This window comes from Micromonospora sp. U56 (genome assembly GCF_018070095.1).
In the GTDB taxonomy this organism is placed as follows: domain Bacteria; phylum Actinomycetota; class Actinomycetes; order Mycobacteriales; family Micromonosporaceae; genus Micromonospora; species Micromonospora purpureochromogenes.
Genome location: NZ_JAGPYL010000068.1, coordinates 18191 through 35852 on the forward strand (window position 1 = coordinate 18191; position 17662 = coordinate 35852).

Consider the following 17662-nt stretch of genomic DNA (forward strand, 5'->3'; position numbering starts at 1 on the left):
TGTCTCAGCCCCGCTTGAGCCCGCGGGAGACCTGCTCGACAGCCTCGGCGGCCCGCGCGGGCGTCTGCCGCCCGACCGCCACCGCCGCGAGCGCATCGCCGAGCGCGGTCTTGATCTCGGCGTACGGGATCTCCCGGTACCCCTCGCTGTTTGCCATAAAGTCGACGACCTGCTGAAGCGCAGGCTTCTGGGTCTGCGGGTCCACCAGGTTGCTGTCACCCATCGGCACGCCCTTCACGGCCGGGACGAACTTCTCGGCCGCGATCAGGTTCTGACCGTTCTGGTTGGACGACAGCCAGTGCACGAAGGTCCAGGCGGCGTCCTGAGCGTCGCTGCGGCTGTTGATGGCCAGGCCGTAGTCGGGGCCACCGAAGGTCTTCGGTGGCTGGCCGTCACCGTTCACGTCTGGGAAGGCCACCGGCAGCATCACCCGCGGCACGAACTTGCCCTCCTGGCCGAGCTTGAGCGCGGCAGCGTCCATGAACCCCGCCTGCCAGGTGCCCAGCATGATCATTGCGGCCTTGCCGTTGGCGAACTGGCCCACCGTGTCGGGATAGACGGCCAGACCGGCCGAGCCCTTGCCAAAGATGCCCTCCGTGAACATCTGCCGCCACAGCTCGAAGGCGCGGACCAGTCCGGGATCGGTCCACGGGCGCTTGCCGTCCACCGCCTCGTAGAACGCGCCCGGGACGGTGTCGGCGGCCAGTGTCATGTAGAAGTCGATGTTGGCCCAGGCATCCTTGGCGCCCTGAGCCATGCACACGACGGACAGGCTGGCGAAGGCGGCGCAGACCTTACGCAGCTCGTCGGCGTTGGTCGGCGGCTTCAGCCCGTGCTGGTCGAAGAGCGTCTTGTCGTACCACACCATGCCCGACGCGCTGAGCTGCACCGGCATGCCGAACTGCTTGCCGTCGCGGGCGAACTGCGTGTGGCTTTCCCCCACGATCGTGGATGCCCAGTCAGCGCCGAGGGACTGCCGGGCCCGCGCTGTCAGGTCCATTCCGGATGGACCGAACCGGTCGGTGATCTCGCCCGGTTGCAGCGCGAAGACGTCGGGTCCGGAGTCGGATCTCAAGCCCAGCCGCAGTGCGTTGACGTAGTCGGCGTACGGGATCTCCTTGTAGACGACCTTGATGTCGGGGTGTTCCTTGTTGAAGGCGGCGACGTACTTGGTGGCAAGATCGTTCCCGGGAGCCCAGCCCCACCAGTTGACCGTCTTACTGCTGGACCCGCCGCCTCCATCTCCGCCTCCGCCGCCGCATGCTGCCACCAACGCCAACGAGACGGTGGCGACAGCGGCGGCGACAACTCGTCGCGCACCGGCTGCCCGGTTATGACCTCCTGCAAACATCGCGCCACCTCTCGATCTGACGTATGTGGAGCGCCCGGCGCGACACCGGCCGGCGATCGAAGCGAACATCGCCAGGTCGGGGGCGGGTCCGGCACGTGACGGCGGCCACGTTACAGCGCTGATTACCGCGCTGTAAATAGGTGGCTATCATTTAGGCAACCGGTGCGAGTCTGATAGTTGCACCAGAGCGGAGATCGGATGCGAGCTCGACTGGAGGACGTCGCGAAGCTGGCCGGCGTCTCCCCCAAGACCGTCTCTAACGTCGTCAACGGCCACCCCTACGTGCGAGAACAGACGCGCGAGCGGGTCCTGCAGGCGATGAAGGAGCTCAACTACCGCGCCAACATTTCGGCCCGCAACTTGGCCCGAGGCCGCACCGGGGTGCTGGCCCTCGCCGTACCAAAGCTCGGGAACCCGTACTTCGCCGAGCTCGCGGGCTACATCATCGAGGCCGCCGAGCGGCGGTCGTGGAGCGTGCTGATCGACGAGACCCGCGGCGATCCGGAGCGCGAGCGGCGAGTGATCGAGGGTTTCACGCCGATGCGTCTCGACGCCGTCATCATCAGCGTCCAGGGCCTGACCGCCACCGAACTCGCAACCCTCCAACCCAGCGGCCCGCTCGTCCTCCTCGGCGAGAAGATCTTCGACGGGCCGGCCGACCACGTCGCGGCGGACAACATCGCGGCCGCCGAGGCGCTGACCCGGCACCTCATCGAGACGCAGCGCCGCCGCATCGCCGTCATCGGGCTCACCGGTACCCCGCTCCGCGGCACCCCCGACCTGCGTCTCGACGGGTACCGGCGGGCACTTCGCGAAGCCGGGCTGACCTTCCGGCCGGAGTACGTGCCCGCGGTGAGCGGCTACCAACGGTCGGACGGGGCCCGCGCCATGGCCCGACTGCTGGAACTGGGGGACCGGCCGGACGCGGTGGTTTGCTTCAACGACGAGATGGCGGTCGGTGCGCTCAAGACGTTGGCGATACGGTCGATCGCCGTCCCTGAGGACATCGCCGTGGCGGGATTCGACGACATCGACGAGAGCCGCTACTGCCACCCGAGCCTGACCACCGTCTCCTGGAAGAACGACCAGATCGCCCAGGTGGCACTGGACCTGCTGGAGGAACGCATCCGGCAACAGACGCCCAGCCCAGGCTGGCTGCCCGCCCAGTCACCGGCGCCGCCCCGCGAGGTCATGACCGATTTCGAACTCATCGTGCGCGGCAGCACGGTGGTGGGCGCCGATACGCTGCCCTCGGCGAACGGCGAAGCTTGAGCGCAAAGCCGACCTGTCGAACAGGTTTCCCGTTCTGCCGCTGTGCTGAACAGTTATGGGTTACCCGTCAGCCCAGTTCACCCGCCAGCTCCCTCCGTCACCAGCGCGAACAGGTGTCGACGATGCGTGAAAATGGGGCGCTCCCGGCATGAGTGTGGGTCATCCTGGGCGAATGTTGGGTTGTTCGTGGGGTAGTCGAATGGTGATCGGTCCGCAGGTGAGCATGACGAGGGCGAGGGCTGCGTCGGCGCTGTGGAAGCCTCGGGCACGTCGGATGATGAGGCGTACGACGTTGTTGAGGCCCTCAGCGCGGGCGTTGTTGATGCCCAGTCGGATCGCGGCGAGGATCCCGTCGCGGTGCTTTCGGATGGTCTTGGCGGTCTTGACGAACGCGGGCAGGCGGGAGCGGCTGGCTCGGGAGATCCATCGGTCGATCAGCTCGGCGACGGTGTCGGTGTCGAGGTCGCCGGCGAAGATGGCGCGGAAGGCTTCCTTCAGCGTGTAGGCGCGCCAGACGTCGCCGCCGCGGCGTTTGAGTTTGCGCAGGGTGGCGGCCTGATCGTCGGTGAGGTTGCCGGGGTTCTTGAGCAGTGCCCAGCGGGCGCCTTTGAACTTGCGCGCCGCTGCGGGGTTGCCGCCGTGGCGGAGCTCGTTCCAGGCTTTGCGTCGTTCGACGTCGAGGGCTTCGGTCACGAGCTTGACGGCATGGAACGGGTCGATGCAGATGACTGCCTGGGGTGCGTGGCCCTCGGCGCGGGCGCTTTTGGCGTACGCCGGTCCCATGTCCATGGAGACGGCCTCGATCGCGGTGGCCCGGTCGGGGCCCAGTTCGTCGAAGAACGCGTCGAGGGTGGCGGTGTCCTTGCCCGCCTGGCCCCACACGACCTTGCGCCGGGTGTGATCGGTGACCGGAGTGAGGTACTTGTGGTGCTTTCGCCAGGAGATCTCGTCGACGCCGAGGTTGACCAGGCCATCGAGGCGGTCTTCGTCCAGGTCGGTGGCCACGACGCGTGCACAGATGCGCCCGACGGTGTCCCAGTCGATGCGCAGGAACCGGGCGATGGTGGTCTTGTCGGTCTTGGTCGCCAGGAACGCGGTGACGTCCTCGAAGTCGCGGGTGAACCCGGACCGGTGGCGGGCGAACGGTACCGCTTCGACGAGGACCCCGTGTTCGGGGCAGTCGACCCGGCGCAGGCCGGCATACACCACCACGGTCGCGGTGCCGAAGTCCAGGTGCTGCCAGGATGAGGGCACCGGGCGGGTGTCGTAGCGGGCTCGGGTCGTGAACGGGCACAGCGGGCAGGCCAGCCGCCTGGCCCGTAGCCGCACCTCGACCAGCATCCGCCGCTCGTCGAACGACCCGCCAGACACGTCGACCCCGGGTAGGTCGAGCAGCTTGTTCAGTAGGGTTGTAGCGCGCACGGTGGTGGCCGTCCTTCATGGCTTCATGGCTCTTCGTCGACCTTGAAGCTAGTACTCCAGCCGGGGATCGTGATCATGGCTCGATGAGGGCTTGTCGGGTGTAGTGGCTGGTCTTGGCTCGGGCTTGGTGACGGCGTCGGCGGATGGACCAGAGCAGCGGGTCGCAGCGCAGCGCGGGGTTCCACCGCGCCCCGCTCCCCCACCGTCGGGGGACGTCCCGTCATCAAGAAACAGGCTGCGCCTACCCGTCGCGACCCGCCACCGCAGGCAAGGGGTTCGTGTCGGTGGGGCGAGACGACCCATTGCCCCACCGCCGATTACGCTCGGCACGACTCTCGAGCTCACGCAAATCTAGCGACACCGTGGACATCAACTGGAGCGACGGCACGGTTGTCAAGGCCGGGGCAGAAACCGGTCATGACCGGGAGTTGTATCTGCCCCGCGGCTGGTGCGACGACTTCCTCGAGGAGCTCACCGAGGTCGTTCAGCAGGAACCCGTTGACTTCGGCCGAAAGCGTCTGATCTGGATCTTCTTCGCTGGCATCTCAAGGGTAGGTTCCGAAGTTAAGCCTTGCCCGCAGTCGGCCTCAACAGGACGACCGGCGAGTGCTCGCGGTGGCTTTCTCCATCCGCGGACATGCAGCTCGGCGATGCCGCTGGCAGCCGCTCCGTCCCCCATCCATAGTGGTTGCCCGCTCGGCGGATGTGATACGCGGTCCGGACGGACGACACTGGCGAGATGTCAGCGAGGGGACACTGACCGTGATCGCACCGTCGATCGCCGTAGAGGGCCCGGCCTGGGGCGAGCCGGGGCTGACGGCGCGTGCCGGCCGATACCCGTTGGCCGTGGAGGCGCCGGTCATGGCGGGCGTCGACATCCTGGTCCCCGGCGTCTCCACGCTGAGCCACTACGCCCGCTACTACGCCCTCTACTGGGCGCTGGCCGCCCACGCGGAGGCCACCGGCCTGGACGAACAGCGGTGCCGGTGGCTAATCCGGCGGACCGAGGTGGCGCTCGCGGTGATCTCCCGGGCCGCCGGCACGGACGGTCCGGATCCGGCGCACGGCGTGGACGCCCTGGTCCGGCTCGCCCCGGAGCCGGGCCGCGAGTTCAGCGTCGCCGACCGTGAGGGCCAGCGGTCCTACTCGCCCCGGGCCTGGGGTTTCTGGTCCCAGTACGGCGGGTCGAGCATCAAGTTGGGCACCGTGACGGTGGATCGAGGCGCGCTGCGCAGCGGCCGGCACCCCTGCCCGCCGTCGATCGTCGACATGTTCGCCCCGCTGTTCGAGATCGCCGAACGCGACGCCGGGGTGCAGGAGCCGGCGGCGCTGGCCGGCCGGCCCGAGGACCTCAGCGCGCTGACCGCGCTGATGACCGCGACCGTCGCCGGCCGGCACGACCCGGACGACTGGACCGGCGACGACCAGACCCGCCGGGCGACCCTGCGGATCCTCGCCCGCGCCTGCCAGCTGCACCCGGCCATGCCGACCTGGGTGGCGGCGTTCCGGAAGGCCGTCGCGTACGGGGCGGCGGCGCGTGAGGACTCGGTGCTCGCCGGTGACGACCGGACCCAGGCGTGGCGGGGTGTCCTGCTGCGCCACCACTCCGTGGGTGCGTGGCGTCACCTCTGGGCCGCCCTGGTCGGCGAGGTGCACCGCAACGGGCCGGTCACCCGGGAGCACCTGCGCGACTGGTTCGCCGACCAGCTCCCCGCCGGCACGGTCGCCGGTTTGGAGGCGGGGCTGCCCGACCTCGTGGACGGCCGCGGTGATCCGCTCCCCGCGGAACTGGCCCTGCGGGAGGACGAGACGCTTACCGCCAAGGTGGCGCTGCTGCTGCTCGGCGCACGGCGGGCGGACCTGCTCACCGGGACCGCCCGGCGCTACTTCCTCGGGCGTCGGCGGGCCTACCTGGACCCGTCGTGGGTGGCGCAGCGCCGCACCGAGTACGTCGACTGGCCGCTGCGCGACCTGGGTCGCCAGCTGGTCGACGACATGCTCGCCCAGTCCCGGCGGGTGGCGCTGCGCAAGGCGAAGGTCCACCGTGGCGGCACGATGTCGATGCCCAGCCGGTTGCACGAACGCGGTGGAGCGTACGTGGCGGCCACTCGGGAGAGCCGGGACAACATCGGGCTGCGGATCAATCAGCTCGCCGGGCTCGCCGTCCAGCTGGGGCTGCTCACCCCGGAGGTGCACCAGCCCGTTACCCCGCTCGGACTGGCCCTGCTGGACGTGGCACGGTGACCGACGAGGTGCAGTGGTCGTTCCGGTCGCCGCTCAGCCTGCTCGAACGGTGGCGGGACCGGTTCGACGGGGCCCGGCTGCGGGAGTTCCTGGTCACCGGGTACACCCTCGACCTGGGGTTCCTGGAGCGGTTCGCGGTGCCCACCGCCCGGGCGCTCGGCGCGCGGATAACCGTGCTGGCCGACGCTGGGCAGGCGGTGCACGACCCGGTGGACGTGCGGCGCGCGGGTCTGGCGTACCAGCACGGCCACGCGGTCTCCCGGGGCGCGTTCCATCCGAAGCTGGCCGTCCTGCTCGGCGACGACGACGTGTGGGTGGCAGTCGGCTCCGGCAACCCGACGGCCTCGGGTTGGGGCCACAACCGCGAGGTGTGGCTCACCGCCCGCAGCCGCCTCGGCCGTGGCCCACGGCTGCTGCACGATGTGGCGGATTGGCTGGTGGACCTGCCTACGGTTGTGGCCGTACCGAGCTGGATCGCCCTGACCCTCCGGGAAGTCGCCGGGCGGATGCGCCCGGTGGAGGTCGATGAGGGCTGGTCGCAGGTCCGGGTGGTCGGCAACCTGCGCGGTTCGCTGCTCGGTCGCCTGCCCACCGACGCGGTGGCGGAGCTGCGCCTCGCCGCGCCGTTCTACGACCCGCAGGCTGCGGCGGTGCGCGCGCTCGTCGACCGGATGAAACCCCACGTGGTACGCGTCGCGGTGCAGCCCGCCTTCGGCCGGTTCGAGGGCGGCGCACTGCTGCGGGCGACCGAGCCGGCGGTGGAGCGCGAGTTCCGGGTGCTGGCGGCCGGCCCGGCGCTGCACGGCAAGGTGGTCGAGTGGACGACGCCCGCCGGGGTGACCCACGGCCTGACCGGGAGCGCCAACATCACCGCCGCGGCGCTGCTGCGCAGCACCGAGCACGGCGGCAACTGTGAGCTGGCCGTGCTCGCACCTTACCCAGTGTCACTCCTTCCCGAGGGTGAGGAGCCGAGTGAGGCGGCGATGGCCCAGCTGCGGGCGGGCCGGAGCACGAGCGTGGCGGGGAGCCCGGCACCGGTCCTGCTGGGCTGCGCCGTCGTCGACGGGACGCTGCTGGTGGAGCTGGCCGCCCCGGTCACCGGACGGGTGGTGGTGGAGACCTCGCCCTCCGGTGAGCCCGGCACCTGGCAGGCTATGGGCGTCATTCCGGTCAGCCAGGCCACGGCCCGCTTCGTGCTGACGGAGGTGACCGGTGGCGCGGTGCGCACGGTCGTCGACGTCGGCGGCGTACGGGTGGAGTCGGCGGCCGTCTTCGTCACCGATCCGTCCCGGTGCCGACCGGTACGGGACGCGGACGACGCACCGCGCCTCGGCCGGGGAACGCCCTACGAGGCGATCGAGGTGTTCACCGATCCGGCGCTCGCCGCGCGGTTTACCGCCGACCTGGAACGGCTGACCACGCTCGTGCCGCCCCGGCCCCGCACCCCGTCGGCCCCCTCGGACCGGCAGGGGGTCGACGTCCGCACCGACAGCGACCGCTGGCGGGACTACCTGGAGGACTCCGACCGCGTGCTGGGACCGGATTTGTCCCGCCTCGTCTTCCCGCGCCGCCCACCGACGGTGGGCGACCGTCGGTCGAGCTTCGTCGTCGACGACGTACGCGAGGACGAGCCGACCGAGGAGGAGGCCGACATCGCGCCCGACGCGCCGACGGGCGACGACCCTGCGGCGGACGGCAACCTCCTCGACCGGCTGACCGCGAGCGAGAGGGCCCGCTACCGGGACTTCGCCACCCGGTGGGCGGAGGCGGTCAGCACGCCGACGGTGGACAGCGACCGTGGGTCGCTGCCACCGATGCACCTGCGGATGCTCGCCGCGTCGATGTACCTCACGCTGCTCGCCGAAGGCATGTGGCGCGACGACGGCTGGCGTACCGATCTGCGGTGGCTGGCGTGGGCGCTGGTGCCCGACGACAACGCCCTGGACGAGCTGCCGGCCGAAGCCTTCGCGCACCTGTACGCGTGGCTCGCCCTGGTAGTGGCGACCCTGCGGGAAGGCGCGCGGCTGCACGGCAGCCAGGACGCGGACGCGCTGGTGACCGCGGCCTGGCGGGACGCCGCCGAGTGGGTGGCCGAGACCGACCTCGCGCTGGCCGAGGCTCTGCTGCTGCCGGCCGGGGGGCACCTGTTCGCCGTGGTGGCGAGTGCGTCCGCGCTGCGGGAGACCGTCGAGCTCGCGCGCGGCGCCAAGGACGACCCGTACGCCGAGGCCCGGTCGGCGTTCGCCGATGCCGGGCTGGCCGTACGCCTCGAGGAGGGTGTCTGGCGACTCGACGGTGTCACCAGCAACCCGCAGCGGGCCGCCGCCGACGTGGTGACCACGGTGGGGCGGGTTAGCGGTCGAGCGGCGGTGGCGGTGGCCTGCACCGGAAACCGTGCGGTGCTGGTCGCCTGCGACGACCGGATCATGCTGCTGGTCGACTCGCGCACGGCGATGTGGTCGGTGTACGAGCTGTCCTCCGTGCGTACGCCGCTCTCCCTCGTCGCCGGTGCGGTGGGCGGGCCCCCCTCCGGGGCCCGCACCCGTCGTCCGCTGCGCACCCCACCTCCGCAGGTAAGCGAGCTGGGCCAGCTGCTCGGTGTGGACCTCGCCGCCACGGCCGCCGGCCTGAAATCCTGACGTCACCAGCACGACGGTGGCCCCTGCCGTGCCCGGTCGGACTGCCACGTGTGCAGGGCGTGACCCTGCAAAACATCAACGGGGGTGCGAAGAACGCGTTCTGGACATCGGCTTCGTGCGGTCGCGAGACCCCGAGACGGTGCTTACCTGCTTCGCTGCATCCTGCGACGTCCTGCATGTGATGGCTCATGGCGACCACGCTGTCACTCCGATGTTGATCGGCTCGGACGGCACGGTCAGCATCTCGCTTGAGGATCTGGGCGAAGCTGCGGCAGACCAGAGCTGGGGCATCTCCAGCGGGCGCCATCATCGCGGACGGCTGCAAGACGGGCACCGGCGTGTGGCAGAAGGCGGTGCAGGACTGCCTACAGGGTGAAGTGACCTACATCGGCACCTCTGCGCTCATTGGTTGGCACGAGAGCGGGCCTTCTGCTCCACGTTCTACGGTGCGCTGTTTCGCGACGTGGGCAGGGGTATGACCCCGGCCGAGCAGGCCCGGGACTACGCTGAACGCGCCATCAGGGCGTACACGCTGCTGACCGACAAGAGTTGCCCGTACCGCGTGATGACGTTGAAGCCAGCAAGCGAGCACAAGTGCTGCTCGCCTAGCTTGATCTTTACCCTGTTCGGCGTGGGCGGGGATTCGTAGGGCTCGTTTTCTTCGTGGCTGGTCTCTTCGTGGCGGTGTGGACGTCGTGACGCGGCGTGGGTTGGGTGTTGCGGCGGCCGGGTGGCCGTCCGGGTCCTGGTCGGGAGGGTTTCGGTGCGCCGGCGGGGCAGGCGGTCTTCGCGCGCAGGTGCCGAAATCCTCGCCGAACTCGAGCGGGTGACAGGCGCTGCGGTGGTGCTGGTTTCTCCCAGGGGCGGCGCAGGTCGGCGGCTGCGGCGCGGGCCAGGCGGAGCTGGGTGTAAGCGGCGAGGATCAGCCAGGTCCAGCGGTCGGCTGCCTGTGCGGTGCGGATCTTCGGGCAGGTCCAGCCGAGAGTCTGTTTGAACAGGCGGAACGTGTGCTCGATCTCGAAGCGGCGCAGGAAGGTCTGCCAGAGCCGGTCGACGTCAGCCTCGGTGGGGTCAACGCCGGACCACCACAGCCACACCGGCTTCGGGGTCGCACCGCTGGGCAGGTGCTCGACCTGCAAGCGGATGACCGTTCCCTCGATGACCGGCAGCACCTTGGCTGAGCTGTTCCAGGAGGATCGGTGGGTCAGCCGGGGGTGCAGACGGTTCCAGGCTCGGGCCCAAAGCCGTGGAGATGGCCAGGGCACCGTCTGCAGCCGGAAAGGAGTGGTTTGGAGGGCGGGGTCTGGGCCGTCCAGAATGACAACCGTGCGCCTGCAAGACATCGCCCCGATCTCCCGGTCCTACCGGGAAAACCTGTCCGGGTTCCATGCGTTCCGGTACCACCCGCTGGTCAGTGGACTCGGGTGGCCGGACGACGTGCTGGAGCAATGGCTGTACGACCACGGGGACAACGGCGCGTTCCTCCGCGACTACGGCGATCTAAATCTCAGCGCAGTGGCCTGGACCGTCGAGGCCATTGCGACGCAGGAGTTCCTTGCGATGCCGACAGGACGTTCGGACGGCTCCTGCATCGATGAGTACGCCGCGGACCCTAACCACTGGATCAGCGTTCGCCAGCACGGCGTCCACGCGGGTGTCTCCCTGTGCTGGGCGACGCACGGCACGTGGAAACGGTGGCCGATACTGGTCGACCGATCGCTGGTGGACGCAACGACGGGGCTGCAGGTTGTGGAGGGCAGAACGCGGTCGGCATCCTCAGAGGGCGTCACCGCGAGAACGACCGGGTGGCCCCACAGCATCTAGCGTGGGTCGGCCGACCCACCGCAGATCCCAGCCAGACGGCGTGATCTGGCCCCCAATACTCGAGAAGGCCCAATCGAGCTGTACAAGCACCCGACCGCCGGTGGAAGCCGGGCCCGCCCGGAAAGTGAGCTCCGCTGGCGCTGGCCTCACGGCTCCTGACCGGCGACCACTACGACGATAGGGGTAAAGCATCCCGCTGCACCCAGCCAAGCAGCATGAGCAGGACAGCGGTCCGATGGCCGGGTCAATTGGAGCCTCTCCGGGTGGGCGGCGTCAGTCCGTCAGGACCATCTCCAGATACTGGTGCGCGGCACCCCCTTCACTCTTGAGCCCGCCGCAGCGCCGCCCTCCAAATCCTCGTCTTCCTCGCCACCCACCCCCACGGAGCCGACACCCCGCAATTGACCGACGCCATCTGGCCGGGCCTGCCCCGCCACTCACTCCCCGGCAGGCTCTACACCACCCTCAGCGAGCTACGCGGCAGCATCCGAACGGCCTGCGGACTCAACGTCATCGACCACACCGACGACCGCTACCGCCTCAACCCCACCCTCATCGACGTCGACCTGTGGCACCTACACACCGCGGTCCGCCACGCCGCCACCGCCGTCACCCACACCACCACCGCCTGGCAAGCCATCATCGACGCCTACCCCGGCGACCTCGCCGCCGGACGCCGCTGGCCCTGGCTGGACCCCCTCCGAGAACGCACTCGCCGAAACGTCATCGACGCCTACGTCGCCCTCGCCGACACCGAACCCGACCCCCACCGCGCCCTCACACTGCTGCAAGCCGCCACCCGCATCGACCCCTACAACACCGACCTACACACCCGCGTCACCCACACCCTCACCACCCTCGGCGACCACGACACGGCCACAAAGACGCGCACGGACTTCACCCGGCGTCTCATCGAGGCGGGCCTGCATCCCACCGACGCACCCACGACGGCGACCATCAGGAACGACGCCGCCTCGCCCAGCCGCTAACACGACCGATCCCCGCGCGACCACCGACCGCGGGCAGCAGGCTCCACCGGCCGTCGGCGCTACACCACCAGCCGGGGCCCCGCCGAGACCTTGTTCTCGGTGGGGCCTCGCCATGCGCCATATCCCGCACATAGCAACGGATGGATAGCCCGCAGAGCTTTGCCCTGCGGGCTATCCAGCATTTAAGCAACCAAGCCCGCAAAAGAACGGCAACCGATGAAAATCAGGCCAACAAAGCAAGGTCACCACCCCTCGGAGCCATCCTGCAAGGGTTTCAGACCTCGGGCTGCATCGACCGCAGCGCATCCCCAGGGGTATCACCGGTGGCTATGGCCAACGCGGCCACAGCCGTCGCGTCCAGCGCGATGAGGTTCAGGGCCAGGCCCATCGCGTCCTGGCGCACGGCCACGTCCGCGATGTTGTAGACCTCCGCCTCCTCATCCTCGAGGTAAGCCGCCACGCCATTGATGGCAGCTCGACGCGACTCGGTATCGGCACGCCGACGAGATCGAACAAGAACGTGTTCGCAAGACGGCGAGCAGCGGCGGCCGATCGAGTGGCCCAGATCCCGCAGAAACACGCCCAGCCGTTCGGCTTCACCCCTACTTGGGGCCGCAATAGGCATGCCGGCCGCGACGTGTTCACCGAGCGTCGACATGGCCGCGTACAAGTCCTCAGCGGTCGTGCGGTCCAGCCGCAACGTGATCTCCTCCGGCACACGGCGACCGTACTCCCCTGCTCCCACGGCGATCCACCGCCGGTTGTACACAGCCTCGACCAAGCCGGGCCCGTACCGCTCCAACCGACCGATGACGGGACTGTCTCGTCGGCCAGCCCGGCCGGCGCCCGTGCCATCGGATCCGACCAATACGTCGGTCCTGATTCCTTCACTTGGCCGCCCTGGCGGATATGCGGCACTCCCGCATATCGCGCACCGCAGCCAGCGCCAACCCGAGCACCTCGCTTTCACCAACTTCACCGAAAGGCCACACACCATGGAAACGCTTCAGAATTTCCAAACTTGCATCAATCTCGACCAGACCAAGCGGATGAGTACTGCAACCTGGTCAACACACTCCTGCGCACCTGAGCCCCGTGCGAAATCACGCGATATCTCACAATCGCCAGGCGAAGACTCCGTGGGCGCCCCTAATCCACCGGCCTGCGGCTTGGAGGGTCGGGGCAAGGCTGCCCGCCTGCACGGGCCGCAGCGTCGGCAGAGTCTCACCACCACAGAGATCAACGACAGGCTTGACACTTTAGGACGGCAACGGGTGGATAGACGTCCACAGCTGACAAATACCGCGACGGTGCATCGCAACGGCAGCGCCATCGACCACCGGTCCCAGCCAGGTTGGGAACCTGAAAGGACACCCGATTCATGCCCGCCCCACCCCCGACCCGCCCCCGGATCCGTGCCGTCAGACGCGAGCGGCCACCGGCAATCTGCCGGCCGCGCCACGCCCCGCCGGCAGGCCGGTTCGCCCAACACGTTAGGCCGGCGATGAACGGCTCAGCCGCCTCCGAATGGCGGCCAGACCCTCTACTGACCATCGATGACGTCGCCGCCTGGCTGGGCAAGCCCAAGAACACCCTCTACGCCTGGCACAGCCGAGGCAAGGGACCGCGCGCCATCCGAGTCGGCAACACCCTTCGCTACCGGCGCAGCGAGGTCGAGCGCTGGCTCGACGACCACACCGACGCGGAGCGCTGATCCATGGCCCGACCTGAACTGCCCATCGGCACCTGGGGCAAGATCCGCACCCAGAAACTCGGACCCAATCGGTTCCGCGCACGAGCCCGGTTCCGCGACTACGACGGCAAGACCCGCGACATCGAGGCCACCGACACCACCGGCCCAGCCGCGGAACGGGCGCTGAAGGTCAAGCTGCGCGACCGCACCACCCCCAACGACGACGAGATCACCAGGGAGACCCGCGTCAGCAGACTCGCCGAACTGTGGATCGAAGAGATCACCACCGAGGAACGGATAGCACCACAGACCATCCAGCGATACGAGACCAGCGTGCGTACCGCGATCCTGCCCGCCCTCGGCAACCTCCGAATCCGAGAAGCCAGCGTCGGCCGCCTGGACCGGTTCCTGCGCGACATCGCCAAGGACCGTCCCTCGGCGGCCAAAGGCGCGAAGGTCGTCCTGAGCCAGATGTTCGCTCTGGCCGTACGCCACGGCGCGATCCCGACCAACCCCGTACGCGACACCGGCCGACTACGCAAACCTCGCCGCAAGGTCGTCGCCCTTACCGATGAAAACCTCCAGGCCGTCCGTACGGCGATCCGCGACTGGCAGCGACCGGTCCCCGGCAAGCCCGGACCTCGGCACACCGGCGACCTGGCCGACATCGTCGACCTCATGCTCGCCACCGGCGCCCGCATCGGTGAAATCCTCGCCCTGCGCTGGGAAGACCTGGACCTCGCCGCCGAACGCCCCACCCTGACGATCTGCGGCACTCTGGTCTTCGTCAAAGGCCAGGGATTCTTCCGCCAACCATGGACCAAGAGCGACGCCGGCTACCGGATGATCGTCCTGCCCCGGTTCGCCGTCGGCATGCTCCTGGCCCGCAAGCTCGTCGCCGCCGACAACCCGCATGACGCGATCTTCGCCTCCCGACGCGGCACCTGGCTCTCGCCCAACAACGTCCGCCGTCAGTGGCGCCAAGCCCGCGCCGACACCGACCTCTCCTGGGTCACCCCCCACACCTTCCGCAAGACCGTGGCCACCCTCATCAAGGAGGAGACGGATACCAAGAGCGCGTCGGCGCAGCTTGGGCACTCCAGCGAAGAGGTGACCGACACCTACTACATCGCCAAGCCCGTCCAAGCCCCAGACGTCTCCGAGATCCTTGAACGACTCGGTGCCGACCGCAATGGGCGTCCCGCACCCGGCGTGCCCAACGATGCACATGGATGACAAACCTGGTTGCCGACCCCGGTAAATGGGGGGTTTTCGGGGGGCGGTTCAAAACTTCATAGAAGAAAGTCAAAGCCCTGACCAGCATTTCCGCTGGTCAGGGCTTTTTGTCTGTCGGGACGGCCGGATTCGAACCGACGACCCCTTGACCCCCAGAGATCGGCAACGCAGCCTCGTTCGGCTCGCACCGCTGATCGACGGCCCGATAGTGGTCGTCGTGGTTCCGCTTGGTGTCGTCGGTTGCTGTACTCCGTTGCTGTACTGCCGCCATGTCGAGAGGCGGCCTACTTGAAGACGCCGATGACGCCAGTCACCGTACCGATGACGAAGCTGAGAGTCGCCAGCTTCGCTTGGGCTCCCGTCCAGATGCCCTTGCTCTTCTCTCGCCATCCGAGGGACCACCAGTCGCGCCCAAACTTCTGCCACTTGTGCTGCCGGAGGTGGCAGCCCAGGATCAGCCCCGCCGAGTTGTTGCGGCAGAACTCGACGACGCCAGCGCGCCTCCGGTTGATCGCCCCACAGTAGACCGGGGCCTGGAAGAGGACGAAGAAGAGCAACAGGCCGACGAGAGCTGCGTAGACGCCTGGACCGACCGCGTTGCTGCCGAGGGACAGGAGGAGCACAGCAAGCACGCCGTAGCCCCAGAAACGCCACAGCTTCGACTTGTCCCGAGACGCCATGGATGCGAAGAGTACCGACCCGAGCGCGAGACGTGAAGATCCCTTGCCCCGTCGGGTTCGTCGCCCACCACTTCCAGCGGTATTGATTCAGGTTGCTGGCGCAGTCGATCAAACCGGGCAAGTGCGCCTGCGGTCACTCCGGCTTGCGCCGATAGTCGTCAGTCCGATGGCAGTCACCGTGGGTACTCCGCTGCTGAGCTGCTTCACCTCGAGTCCGCGACCTCGCCGGATTTACCCTAGATCGGCATGGAAGTTCCGCATCAACACGCCGCCACGCTCGCCCGAAGCCCCCGGAATAGAGCTCTGACAGGGTATGGTGTTGCGTCGCCACCCACTAGCCTGTCGGCTGGTCGACGGAGAGAAGTACGGATGAGTGAGTCTCGTGCTAGTGAGGAACACCGGGAAGACCTCATCAAGGCGATCAAGGTGGAGATCTGGGACCGCGCATTCTACGCCTCCGCGACTGCGGCCATTTTCGGCTATCGCGCGGAAAAGCTAAAGCGCCGTTTGCAATTGCTCACCTTTGTAGCGCTTGCGGTTCCGATAGTCGTGGGCGGGCTAGCCCTGGCTTACGGCGCCGGGTTTCGGTTCCTGCATCTCGCGGTCGCCATCGGCGCGCTAGTTGGACTTGTCCAGCTCGTCATCTCACTATGGTCAGTCGTTGCAACCTGGGTGGAGGAATACGGTTACTCGGCAGCGTCACTTGTCGACAACAGCCAAATCGCGCAGGAGCTTGAAGAGTTAGCCAACGAGCCGCTAGAACTGGACGAGCTTCGGCAACGGTACGTAGCCCTTAAGGCCAGAGACACTGCACGTCGGGCACAAGACTACACGCATGGAGTGACTGACCAGGAAAAACGGCGAGGTCATCGGTCCGCCCTCAGGGATCGGGGCCGTAAATGCGCCGGCTGCGGGGAGGTTCCAACCTCAATCAAGCCTTCAACCTGCGGCGTGTGCGGCGACTTCAAAAATCGAGCTATCTAAGCGGAGGACACCATGGATGCGGCCACGGCGCAGGTCTTGCGAGGTTTTCTCAACCTCAATCAGGCCCAACAGAACGATCTCATAACAGAAATGAACGACGTGCTGCGTGGCGACAAGAGCCGCTCATTCTCGATTACGGAGGCGGAGCGCGTTATCCGTGTCAACACTGGCCCATTGGGCAGTACCTGCGCTTGCTGCGGCCGATAAAGGCCAGAGATCGGCCTCCGCCAAGGCTTGTCCGATCGACTACTCTCAGACCTCTTCCCCAGCAGTGGCTGGCCCACAATCCAAAAAGCGCGAGGATTTATGTCATTCTTATCCATGCTTAGCCAAATGGGATCAACGGTCACGGTTATTCGCGATACGTCGGATGGGCAGACCCGCACGGAGGTGCTTGCATCCGTCCAGAAAGGGAAAGCGTTCTTCGATATCGACGCAGACGTCGAAGAGGGCGATCTGATTGAGCAGAAAATCACCAGCGGCAAGGTGTTGCTGCACCGAGTAACGGATGTTACGCACCATCAAGCACCCAGGCATTTCTCTACCGGCTCTCACATCGAAGCCGACATCATCAAGGCACAGAAGTACACGCCATCCAGCGCGTCCCAAGCGGCCGAACCCCTACGTATTCTCTACTTGACAGCCTCCCCGTTGGGTGACTTACGAGTGGATAAGGAAGTGCGGGACGTAAAGGAGGCGGTGCGGGCAGCCACCCATCGGGATGTGGTCGCCATCGAGCCGATGCCTGCCGCAACGGGTACCGATCTACTGGACGGATTGACTCGGTTCCGGCCTCACGTTATCCACTTCTCTGGACACGGCAACGAATCAATGCTGAGCTTTGACAGTGGCACTGCGCTAGCGGTGGGAACGACGATGACCGCCGCGACCTTCGTCACCGCCCTGAAGGCGGTGGACCAGCCTCCACGGCTAGTGGTACTGAACGCATGCAAGTCTGAGACGCAGCTGGAAGCCCTGGCGGAGGTAACGTCAGTCGCCGTAGGCATGAGTGACAGGATCAAGGACACTGCAGCAATCAGGTTTGCTGCTCGATTCTACGCAGCAATAGCAGAGGGGCAATCCGTCGCCAGTGCCTTAGCACTTTCCAGGGTGGACCTGGAGATCCGCGGCATCTCCGGTGCAGACCTTCCCACCTTGAAGGCCGCGCCCGGTGTAGATCCAGCGCGCCTCATCCTGGTCAAGCCCTCGCCGTAACGCGCCTTGATTAGTGTCGCCCGAGCCATCCCGTCGGCCTTCGTCCGCACACCGTGGAGCGGGTGGGGCCTGCCCGGTCAAGGTGGAGCACCCAGCGGCTGAACGACCTTGAC

General features: G+C 67.7%; 13 protein-coding genes and 1 pseudogene. 9 read left to right on the forward strand and 5 right to left on the reverse strand.

Annotated features, from left to right (window positions below; genetic code table 11):
* Positions 1-4: 4 nt before the first annotated feature.
* Positions 5-1270 carry an ABC transporter substrate-binding protein gene (locus KBX37_RS21605; protein ID WP_307849150.1) on the reverse strand — a complete coding sequence of 422 codons (1266 nt, stop codon included), beginning with the start codon at positions 1268-1270 and terminating at the stop codon, positions 5-7.
* A gap of 258 nt (positions 1271-1528) precedes the next feature.
* Between KBX37_RS21605 and KBX37_RS21610 the strand changes: the two genes are divergently transcribed.
* Positions 1529-2623 carry a LacI family DNA-binding transcriptional regulator gene (locus KBX37_RS21610; RefSeq protein WP_247658630.1) on the forward strand — a complete coding sequence of 365 codons (1095 nt, stop codon included), beginning with the start codon at positions 1529-1531 and terminating at the stop codon, positions 2621-2623.
* Positions 2624-2782: 159 nt separating this feature from the next.
* Here KBX37_RS21610 and KBX37_RS21615 read toward each other — a convergent pair whose 3' ends face one another.
* Positions 2783-3964, reverse strand: coding sequence for an ISL3 family transposase (locus KBX37_RS21615; protein ID WP_247658635.1), 1182 nt, complete (start codon positions 3962-3964; stop codon positions 2783-2785).
* Positions 3965-4807: 843 nt separating this feature from the next.
* On the opposite strand from KBX37_RS21615, the gene KBX37_RS21620 reads away from it, so the two are divergent.
* On the forward strand, positions 4808-6289 hold the full coding sequence (locus KBX37_RS21620; RefSeq protein ID WP_210777742.1) for a hypothetical protein: 1482 nt from the start codon (positions 4808-4810) through the stop codon (positions 6287-6289).
* Entirely contained in the window at positions 6286-8928 is a 2643-nt protein-coding gene (locus KBX37_RS21625; RefSeq protein ID WP_210777743.1) for a hypothetical protein, read from the forward strand. The genes KBX37_RS21620 and KBX37_RS21625 overlap by 4 nt, the downstream gene beginning before the upstream one ends.
* Positions 8929-9545: 617 nt before the next feature.
* Here the strand turns inward: KBX37_RS21625 and KBX37_RS21630 are convergent.
* Positions 9546-10166: pseudogene (locus KBX37_RS21630) on the reverse strand (transposase); the annotation flags it as partial.
* Between the two features lie 88 nt (positions 10167-10254).
* On the opposite strand from KBX37_RS21630, the gene KBX37_RS21635 reads away from it, so the two are divergent.
* Both KBX37_RS21635 and KBX37_RS21640 read left to right on the forward strand, forming a co-directional pair.
* Entirely contained in the window at positions 10255-10752 is a 498-nt protein-coding gene (locus KBX37_RS21635) for a hypothetical protein (RefSeq protein WP_210777744.1), read from the forward strand.
* Between the two features lie 401 nt (positions 10753-11153).
* Positions 11154-11741, forward strand: a complete 588-nt coding sequence (locus tag KBX37_RS21640; RefSeq protein ID WP_247658631.1) for a bacterial transcriptional activator domain-containing protein — start codon at positions 11154-11156, stop codon at positions 11739-11741.
* 274 nt (positions 11742-12015) lie between these two features.
* On the opposite strand, the gene KBX37_RS21645 is transcribed toward KBX37_RS21640, so the two are convergent.
* Positions 12016-12459, reverse strand: a complete 444-nt coding sequence (locus KBX37_RS21645; RefSeq protein ID WP_210777745.1) for a hypothetical protein — start codon at positions 12457-12459, stop codon at positions 12016-12018.
* Positions 12460-13245: 786 nt separating this feature from the next.
* Here KBX37_RS21645 and KBX37_RS21650 point away from each other — a divergent pair.
* On the forward strand, positions 13246-13455 hold the full coding sequence (locus KBX37_RS21650; protein ID WP_210777746.1) for an AlpA family transcriptional regulator: 210 nt from the start codon (positions 13246-13248) through the stop codon (positions 13453-13455).
* A gap of 3 nt (positions 13456-13458) precedes the next feature.
* Positions 13459-14670, forward strand: coding sequence for a site-specific integrase (locus tag KBX37_RS21655; RefSeq protein WP_210777747.1), 1212 nt, complete (start codon positions 13459-13461; stop codon positions 14668-14670).
* 284 nt (positions 14671-14954) lie between these two features.
* Here the strand turns inward: KBX37_RS21655 and KBX37_RS21660 are convergent, their stop codons facing one another.
* Complete coding sequence (locus tag KBX37_RS21660) at positions 14955-15350, reverse strand: hypothetical protein (protein WP_210777748.1); 396 nt, start codon at positions 15348-15350, stop codon at positions 14955-14957.
* Positions 15351-15719: 369 nt separating this feature from the next.
* Here KBX37_RS21660 and KBX37_RS21665 point away from each other — a divergent pair, with 369 nt between their 5' ends.
* The gene (locus KBX37_RS21665) at positions 15720-16334 is read left to right on the forward strand and encodes a mobilome CxxCx(11)CxxC protein (RefSeq protein ID WP_210777749.1); all 615 of its coding nucleotides are present in this window, start codon (positions 15720-15722) and stop codon (positions 16332-16334) included.
* 333 nt (positions 16335-16667) lie between these two features.
* Positions 16668-17549, forward strand: coding sequence for a CHAT domain-containing protein (locus KBX37_RS21670; protein WP_210777750.1), 882 nt, complete (start codon positions 16668-16670; stop codon positions 17547-17549).
* Positions 17550-17662: the final 113 nt, after the last annotated feature.